We start from the raw sequence: 7,530 nt of genomic DNA, 5'->3' as shown, positions 1-7,530 counted from the left end.
GTCACTCTTCACATACCGGCCCTCCTGGATCGCTGGCAACAACACCCCTCTTTGCCAGCCGACCCAAAAAAGGTTCACGCGCGAGCGGCGGCGGGCATGGCAGGCCGGCACCACCGTCGGCAGAAAGCCTGCCAACCGCCAAAACGAAGACCGCTGATCACCGGCTCTAATGACCGATGGCAGGTGTTGGGGACGCGCAGGGTGATTCTGGGTGTGTCGGTGATGTGGAGAGTGCCGTGGTGGGTGTGGGCGACCTGGCGGCGGAGTCGAAGCTTCGCCCGGTAGAGCTGCGGCCCGCGATCCTTGGCAGAACCGTCCGTACCAAGCTTCGCGTCCGCAACGTCGGCACAGGAAGGGCCGGTGGGATGTAACACGACGAGGCGCTCTCGCCAAGAAGAGCAAACAGCGCATAGCGGGAGGCCCTTGGATGGGAGATGTGAAGCCGGCCGTGGGGACGGATCCGGCGGATGTCACCGCGATCGGTCGTGATCAGGCGGCGCTGGAGGTGTTCTATCGGCGGCATGTCGCGGATGTGACCCGCTTCGTGGCTCGCCGGATCTCCGATCCTCACACGGTCGACGATCTGACCACCGAGGTGTTCCTGGCCGCGATCGATACCGCCGAGCGGTATCAGGTCGGCCGGGGGAGCCCCCGAGCGTGGTTGCTGGGCATCGCCCGGAACGTGGTGGCCGCCGAGTGGCGGCGCCATGCCGGTGAGCGGGACAAGGCGGAGCGGGCGGGAGGCCATCGCTACCTGGACGGCGACGACATCGTCCGGTTGGAAGAGCAGATCGACGCCGAGCGAGTGGCGCGCGCCTTGCATTCGACGCTGTCCGCGCTGCCCGAGCGGCTGCGCAGTGTCATCGAGCTGGTCGATCTGGACGGCCTGACCCTGGCCGAGGCGGCCGCGGCCCTGGGCATCCGCAACGGTACCGCCCGGGTTCGACTGCACCGGGCCCGTAAACGGCTGAAAGCCGCCTTCCCGCCGGACAATGCGGTGCTCGCCCAGTCAATCGCTAATCCACAGTCCTCCTTGGCGAAAGGAGCCTCCTCATGAGCAACATTTCTACCGATGACACTCCGCTTGCGGGCTATCAGGAACGGAGGCTGATCGAGCTGACCGCGGCGGTTGTCGCCAAGAGAGAAAAGGGCGCTCGCGCATCGGCGGTTCGGCCGCCGCGCCGCCCGAGGGTGGTGCGCCGGCGATCGGCGTGGGGCCTCGCGGGGGCGGCGTGCACGGCGTGCGCGGTTGCCGGTGTGCTGCTGACCTGGACGGGGAGCGCTCAGCCCGCCTACGCGGTGACCCGGGATCCGTCCGGCCTGGTCACGGTCAAGGTCACCGAGAAGACCCTGGACTCACGCGACGCTGACGCGCTCTCGCGCGAATTGCGTTCGCTGGACGTGCCGGCGGTCGTGTACTCCATCCCAGAGGGCAAGGTGTGCCCGCAGCCCTATGCCAGGCAGGTCAACCTCCCGTCGAACGTGTACGACATGCCGGACGGCCTGTACACCCTGCCCAGTGATCTCCCGAAGCCGGGAGGCGGCTGGAAGATGACGATCAATCCGGGCAACTTCAAGCCCGGCCAGTTCATGGTCTGGACGTTGACCACCTCAGGTGTCTACGAGCAGAACGGTCGGCGCACCGGATCCGCGTCCTCGGTCGGCACCTACCTGGTCAGCGGACGCACCATTCCGTGCCATAACCGGCCGGCCCCCCGAGTGCGAACACCGCAGCCACCCTCTGGAAAGAAGGATGGCACGCCAGTCTTTATCACTGACACCGGCGGCTATGTCTCGTTCGCGGACTCGCACTGACGAATACTCCCGGCGCGGCCGCAGGCTGTAGGACGACGGTGTCCACCGGATCCGAGTGGACACCGTCGTCCAGCAAGGGCACCGTCCTCAGGCTCGCCCTGCCGCTAGGGCCAGGTGGCCGCCCAGGACCATACCGTCCGACCTACTCGAGGTGCCCGTCCCGCCCGGGCACCGACCCGGCGCGCCATGACAGGCGCCGCCGCTCCGGATCGGTCGCGCACTCTGTTCCACCAGGGGCCAGGAACTCGACAGCCAGTTCGTGGCGTTGCGCGCCGCCGGGTGCACCCGGATCTTCTCGAAGAAGATCTCCGCCCGCGTCAAGGTGCGTTCCGAGCTTGAGGCCGCGCTCGCGCTGTGCCGCGACATCAAGACGGCCGCGCCCGGGCAGACGGTCATCTTCATCCTTCGATGTAGGACGGGCTCGGCCCGCCCCACGACGTGGGCCCACAGCACCCCCTCGCCGTTGGACCCAGAAGCCCGGCCCCGGTCGGCGGCGGCACGGCGTTGTGGTCAGGAATTCGGGGACTGGCCGACGGAGGTGCCCTCGGCAGCGGCGGTGAGGATCTTGTGGACGACACCGACCGTGACCCTCACCCCGGCGGCGATGGTGCGGATGGCTTCCCCGACGCCTGCGCCGATCGAGGATCGCCGCACCACCTGACTCCCATTCCTCTCAAACGCTATTGCGGTGGGCGGCGGAGGCCATTCCGAGCCAGGTGTGGGGGTTGCGTTCCCAGCACCAGCCGAGCTTGGGGGCGTTCTTGCTGATCCATATCGCCGGGACGCGGCGGTCGCCGCAGCGTGAGCCGCCCAGGGAGTAGCATTTGTTCTTGACCAGGACCTCTGGGAACTGGGTGGTCATGGCTATGCCCTCCTCGATGGTGAGCAGGGTCCGTCCCCGGTCGCGGATGGTGTCCATGGCGTCGTTGGGGATGGCACCGCAGAACTCCTCGCCGCGTTCGATCTCGAACAGCAGGTAGACCGGCTGGTCGGGGACGTCGGTCTCCTTGATGGCGACGAAGCGTTCAAGGGATCCGGGTTCGAAGGAATGGTCGACGAAACCGGGTTTGGCCTTTCCGTGCAGGGTGGTGCGCGGCATCATCTGCTCGATCGGGACGACCTGGCGTTGCACCACGAGCAGGAAGGGAAGTCGGCCGGCATCGGGCTCGTGAGCGAGGTTCCCGGCGTTCACGGCGACCGGCCGCAAGGGCGTGACCAAGGCGCGGAACTGCTCTGGGGTCATGCCGGCCATGGCCGGGTATTCGTGCTCGACCAGGTTGTGAACCTGCCGGTCGAATTCCGCGCCCGCGTCGAAGGCCGTCTGCGGTGTCATGAGATCCTTTCGTATGATCCGGCGGTTCAGAGATTAGGGGCTGGAGCGTCCGATGGCGTGGCCCGCCGGGTCTTCGGGCACTGCCCCGTCAGCAGGAGGTCGGTGAACCCTCCTATGAGGGAGTCTGGCGGAGTTCAGGGGAGTCCTCGGAAGAACTGCGCCGATTCGCTGCGGCCCCCGGCGGTGATGATGGTGTGGTTGCGCGTGACGGCATGCCTGATCGTCTCCCGTTCAGCGGGTGATGCGGGCGAGGGCGCCGGTTTCCAGCGCCGCCCACAGGGCGCCGTCCGGGCCGAGGGTGATCCCGTGGGGTTCCGAGCTGGGGGTGGGCAGGTCGTGTACCTGGATCAGGCCATCGCCGGTGATGGAGCCGACGCGGTTGCCGCCCCACTCGGTGAACCACTGCTCACCGTTGGGGCCGGGCGTGATGGCGTGCGGCCGGGCGGTCCGGTCGGGCAGCGCGAACTCGGTCACCCGTCCGTCGATGGTCATCCGGCCGATCTGCCCGGCGGCGATCTCGACGAACCACAGGGAGCCGTCCTGTCCGGCGGTGATGCCCACCGGTCCTGCGGCCTCGGTCGGCAAGGGGTGGACGGCGATCGCTCCGTCCATGCCGATCCGCCCGATCGCGTTGGCCTGGTTCAGGGTGAACCACATCCCGCCGTCCGCACCGGCGGTGATCGCGGAGGGGAACGCGCCGGTGGCGGGGAGCGGGAACTCGCTGACCCGGCCGTCGGTGGTGATCCGGCCGATCCGATCGGCGGCGGTCTGGGTGAACCAGAGCGCCCCGTCCGGTCCGGCGGCGATGCCGTACGGGCCGCAACGCGCGGTGGGCAGCGGAAACTCCGAGACCGTGCCGTCGAGGGCGATCCGCCCGATCCGGTGCGCCTGGTACTCGGTGAACCACAGCGCCCCGTCCGGTCCGGTCGTGATGATCGTCGGCCCGCACGCCGGATCGAGCCGGTGGGTGATGGACTCCCGCCCGGGGACGAGCCGGCCGATACCGCCACCGCGGACGAGCGTGAACCACAACGCACCGTCAGGCCCGGTCGTGACGGCATACGGGCCGTCGTTGCGGTCGGCTACGACATGTTCCGTGATGGTCAACGGCTTTCCCTGCGTAGGTGCTGGGTGGCGATGTGTTCGATGTCGGCTGGGGTGCCGGCCATGATGGTGCGGGCGTGCTGCGTGATCAGATCGGTGGGCCAGTCCCACCAGGCGGCATGGCGGAGCCGGTCCACGTCGGCGTCGTCGAAGCGCCGCCGGATCTGGCGTGCCGGGTTGCCGCCCACGATCGTGTAGGGCGGCACGTCCGCGGTGACGACCGCGCCGGCGGCGATGATGGCTCCGTCGCCGATCCGCACGCCGGGCATGACGATCGACTGGTAGCCGAACCACACGTCGTTGCCGACGACGGTGTCGCCCCGGCTGGGCATGGTGGTGACGATGTCCAGGGTCTGCTGGGCCCACTGGCCGCCGAACATGGTGAACGGGAAGGTGGACACGCCCATGGCCGGGTGCTCGGCGCCGGCCATCAGGAACCTGGTTCCGGTCGCGATCGCGCAGTACTTGCCGATGATCAGTCGTTCGGGGCCGTAGGCGTAGAGCACGTTGCGGTGCTCGAAGTCGGTCGCGTGGTCGGGGTCGTCGTAGTAGGTGTACTCGCCCACGTCGATCGCCGGTGAGTTGACCAGCGGTTTGAGGAACACCACCCGGTGGTGGGCCGGCAGTGGGTGGACGGTGGTCGGGTCGGGGGACAACGGAAGTCCTTCGCAGATCGGTCGGCGTCGCAACGGGCCGGGGGCGGCAGGAGTCGCGGCAGCGGCGGCGCGGGCGCCTTGAACGGGTCCCAGCCTCGGTCAGGGCGCTGTTCTTGATCAAGGGCGACTTCGTGAACTGATCGATAACCGGGCTGTTATGGATCGGAACTCGGAACGAGGTGCGGGTGGAACTGCGGGACATCGAGATCTTCCTGGTCGTGGCCGAGGAACTGCACTCCGACCGCACCAGCCGCAGGGTGCGCATCGCCCCCGCCGCCCGCGGCACCTCGGGGACGCTGACCCTGGGCGTGCGAACGGGAACGCGACCTCATGCTCTTTCCCCTGGGTGAGGTGCTCAGTGATTTCGGTGAATCTTGCCGCGCCCCCAGCTGCCTTCGCTCACCTAGGAGCCCTGCTCGGGCCGGGGCGCAATGCATTCACCACTAGGCCGCGGGCCGAGCGACAGCACTGGGCATCAGCGCTGACCAGCCTGATCCGTGCCTGGCCCACCATCACGAGGACGGTGCCGAACTTCGCGGTGAGCTTGTCGAACACCGATCGCAGCTTCGGCTCGCTGTTGGGCAGCCGCTTGTCGAAGACCTTCCTACCGGCCGGGGGCAGCCCGTGTCCGTGACCGACCGCAGACCACCCAGCGGCCGCCGATGTAGGAGCCCCTGGAGCCGCTGCGCTTCCGCCACCATAGACGGCAGAGAACACAGACCACTCAATCATCGAGTCTTATCAGGGCCTCTCCCCAGCCGGGTTGCTCACGCTGTAGCGGATTAGAGACTTGCCCAGGGGGTGAGCAGGCGCGGGTCGTGGCCTGCTGAGGAAGATGGCGTGCAGCAGGCGCCGGGGAGAACTAGTGTTATGAGTTGAGGTCGAGGAGTCTCATTTTCGGCGTCTCCGAACACACCGTAGAATCTTGGTGGTCCGGGTCTCAGGGAATCGAAATGGCGGCGGGTCATGAAGAGGCTTGACAGTGAACCCCAAGGTCACGGCGGTGGACGGCTGCCGTCCGGACGGCATCGGCTGTCACGCAGCTATGTGGCCAGCAACCAGCGGGCGCGGATTCTGCAGGCGGTGATCGAGGCTGTCGGATCGGACGGTTACGCGCAGCTCACCATCGACAGCATCGTCAGCAGGTCCGCAGTTTCCAAAAAGACGTTCTACGAGAATTTCAAGAGCAAGGAGGAGGCATTCCTGGCCGCCTATGATTCGGTCACTGACCGGGTCGTCGCGTTGGTAATCGGGAGTGTCGACGCCGACGCGCCCTTGTCGGACCGGTTGCATGCGGGCCTGGGCGCTTTTTTGCAGTTCATCGCCGACGAGCCGCTGGCCGCCCGGATGTGCATCGTGGAGGTGCTGGCGGCCGGCCCGGAGGCCGTCGAGCGCAGGGACCGGCTCAAGCGGCTCTTCAGCAAGATGATGGTGGACCACCTGCGGGCGCGGGTTCCGGACTATCCCGAACCCGAACTGACGGCCGAGGTGGCCGTCGGCGGGATGCACGAGGTCATTTTTGATCGGGTGAACCGGGGCGAGGCGCACAAGTTGCCCTGCCTGCGGGATGCATTGGTCAACGTGTTCGCGATTCCCAGTCCCCCACTGGGGGGCCAATGACTCGGACTGTCGTTTTGTGAGCAGACGACGTGGCCGTATCCGGCCACGTCGTGCGCGCGTCCGAAAAACACCCCGTCTTGGTTTGATGGCGCGAGACCGCGCCACCGGCCGTGACGATGAGTCGTGTCGATGATGTTCTTCGTCACCCTGCGTGCACAGTTTTCGGGCGCAGTATCGGGGGCTCCAAGGGTGTCCGAAATAAAACCTTTCATGTTCTGGGTACGGCATCGTTCTTGAAGAACGCCGCAGTTTATGTTTCCTTTCGAGGGCCCTTCCCACCCCGATCGAAAGGACAGGAAAGGTGCGCAAACCGTTCAGGATCGCCCTCCCCGCGATGGGGGCGAGCGCGCTGCTGATCGCCGGCGCGTCCGCCGCGCTGGCCACCACGATCAGCTCCGGCGGCTCGCCCTACAACGGTGACGTCAAGGTCACCAACATCAACCCCACCAAGTTCTCGGGCAACGGCCCGGGCATCGGGCTGATCACCAGCACCTGCAACGCCGTGAGCCTGGTCGCCTCGGTCGTCTCCGACGGCTCCGGCGGGCAGCTCAAGACCGCCTCGCTCACCAACTGCACCAACAACTACGGCGGCAGCGACACCTACACGGTGAACAACCTGCCCTACAGCGGCGCGTCGGCGCACTACGACGCCGCCCACACCAACCACCGCGACGGCTACCTGACGGTCAACGCTCCCAACAGCAGCGTGGACATCAAGGCGGTGCTGCGCCTGACCAACCTGGGGCGCACCGAGACCTGCCACTACGGGCTCACCACCACGACCCCGCTGACCATCGACCTGTTCAACAGCACCAACTCGAACCGGCCCGACACCGGCAACCCCCACTCGCAGGGACAGTTGACGGGCCAGCAGCTGCAGAAGGTCGCCCACCCGGAGAACACCTCCGGCTGCCCGGCCGCCGTCTCCGGCAACGGCAAGTTCCAGGTGCTCACCGAGCCCGGCGGCGCCGACCTCACGATCGCGCCCTGACCCGGCGCTCC

At 67.3% G+C, this 7,530-nt stretch carries 9 protein-coding genes and 1 pseudogene; 6 read left to right on the top strand and 4 right to left on the bottom strand.

Going from position 1 to position 7,530, the window contains the following annotated elements:
* Window positions 1–427 precede the first annotated feature (427 nt).
* From AB0K34_RS36100 to AB0K34_RS36090, 3 genes are all read left to right on the top strand, one after another.
* A complete protein-coding gene (locus tag AB0K34_RS36100) occupies window positions 428–1,057 on the top strand; it encodes an RNA polymerase sigma factor (RefSeq protein WP_138640944.1) in 630 nt (209 codons plus the stop codon).
* On the top strand, window positions 1,054–1,815 hold the full coding sequence (locus AB0K34_RS36095) for a hypothetical protein (protein ID WP_364553326.1): 762 nt from the start codon (window positions 1,054–1,056) through the stop codon (window positions 1,813–1,815). The genes AB0K34_RS36100 and AB0K34_RS36095 overlap by 4 nt, the downstream gene beginning before the upstream one ends.
* A 259-nt stretch (window positions 1,816–2,074) precedes the next feature.
* Complete coding sequence (locus tag AB0K34_RS36090) at window positions 2,075–2,476, top strand: hypothetical protein (RefSeq protein WP_364553325.1); 402 nt, start codon at window positions 2,075–2,077, stop codon at window positions 2,474–2,476.
* A 12-nt stretch (window positions 2,477–2,488) separates the two neighbouring features.
* On the opposite strand, the gene AB0K34_RS36085 is transcribed toward AB0K34_RS36090, so the two are convergent.
* The 3 genes from AB0K34_RS36085 to AB0K34_RS36075 form a co-directional block, all read right to left on the bottom strand.
* Window positions 2,489–3,148 (bottom strand): DUF5701 family protein, encoded by a 660-nt coding sequence (locus tag AB0K34_RS36085; RefSeq protein WP_364553324.1) that lies wholly within the window; start codon window positions 3,146–3,148, stop codon window positions 2,489–2,491.
* 231 nt (window positions 3,149–3,379) lie between these two features.
* Window positions 3,380–4,255 carry a virginiamycin B lyase gene (locus AB0K34_RS36080; protein ID WP_364553323.1) on the bottom strand — a complete coding sequence of 292 codons (876 nt, stop codon included), beginning with the start codon at window positions 4,253–4,255 and terminating at the stop codon, window positions 3,380–3,382.
* Window positions 4,252–4,908: a CatB-related O-acetyltransferase gene (locus AB0K34_RS36075; RefSeq protein ID WP_138640948.1), complete on the bottom strand. Its 657-nt coding sequence runs from the start codon at window positions 4,906–4,908 to the stop codon at window positions 4,252–4,254. The genes AB0K34_RS36080 and AB0K34_RS36075 overlap by 4 nt, the downstream gene beginning before the upstream one ends.
* A 185-nt stretch (window positions 4,909–5,093) precedes the next feature.
* Here AB0K34_RS36075 and AB0K34_RS36070 point away from each other — a divergent pair, with 185 nt between their 5' ends.
* Window positions 5,094–5,258, top strand: a complete 165-nt coding sequence (locus tag AB0K34_RS36070) for a hypothetical protein (protein WP_364553322.1) — start codon at window positions 5,094–5,096, stop codon at window positions 5,256–5,258.
* Window positions 5,259–5,409: 151 nt separating this feature from the next.
* On the opposite strand, the pseudogene AB0K34_RS36065 reads toward AB0K34_RS36070, so the two are convergent.
* A pseudogene (locus AB0K34_RS36065) lies at window positions 5,410–5,541 on the bottom strand (IS110 family transposase); the annotation flags it as partial.
* Between the two features lie 333 nt (window positions 5,542–5,874).
* Between AB0K34_RS36065 and AB0K34_RS36060 the strand changes: the two are divergent.
* Both AB0K34_RS36060 and AB0K34_RS36055 read left to right on the top strand, forming a co-directional pair.
* Window positions 5,875–6,528 (top strand): TetR/AcrR family transcriptional regulator, encoded by a 654-nt coding sequence (locus tag AB0K34_RS36060; RefSeq protein WP_138640949.1) that lies wholly within the window; start codon window positions 5,875–5,877, stop codon window positions 6,526–6,528.
* A 301-nt stretch (window positions 6,529–6,829) separates the two neighbouring features.
* The gene (locus AB0K34_RS36055; protein WP_138640950.1) at window positions 6,830–7,519 is read left to right on the top strand and encodes a hypothetical protein; all 690 of its coding nucleotides are present in this window, start codon (window positions 6,830–6,832) and stop codon (window positions 7,517–7,519) included.
* The last annotated feature ends 11 nt before the right edge of the window (window positions 7,520–7,530 follow it).

It is taken from the genome of Actinomadura sp. NPDC049382, from assembly GCF_040677125.1.
In the GTDB taxonomy this organism is placed as follows: Bacteria; Actinomycetota; Actinomycetes; order Streptosporangiales; family Streptosporangiaceae; genus Spirillospora; species Spirillospora geliboluensis.
The sequence above is the reverse complement of the archived record's forward strand: the minus strand, read 5'-3'. Positions and strand labels throughout refer to the sequence as shown.

Excerpts from the sequence above, each read along its gene's own strand:
- AB0K34_RS36100 (WP_138640944.1), top strand. The coding sequence starts at position 428 with ATGGGAGATGTGAAGCCGGCCGTGGGGACGGATCCGGCGGATGTCACC.
- AB0K34_RS36095 (WP_364553326.1), top strand. The coding sequence starts at position 1,054 with ATGAGCAACATTTCTACCGATGACACTCCGCTTGCGGGCTATCAGGAA.
- AB0K34_RS36085 (WP_364553324.1), bottom strand. The coding sequence starts at position 3,148 with ATGACACCGCAGACGGCCTTCGACGCGGGCGCGGAATTCGACCGGCAG.
- AB0K34_RS36060 (WP_138640949.1), top strand. The coding sequence starts at position 5,875 with ATGAAGAGGCTTGACAGTGAACCCCAAGGTCACGGCGGTGGACGGCTG.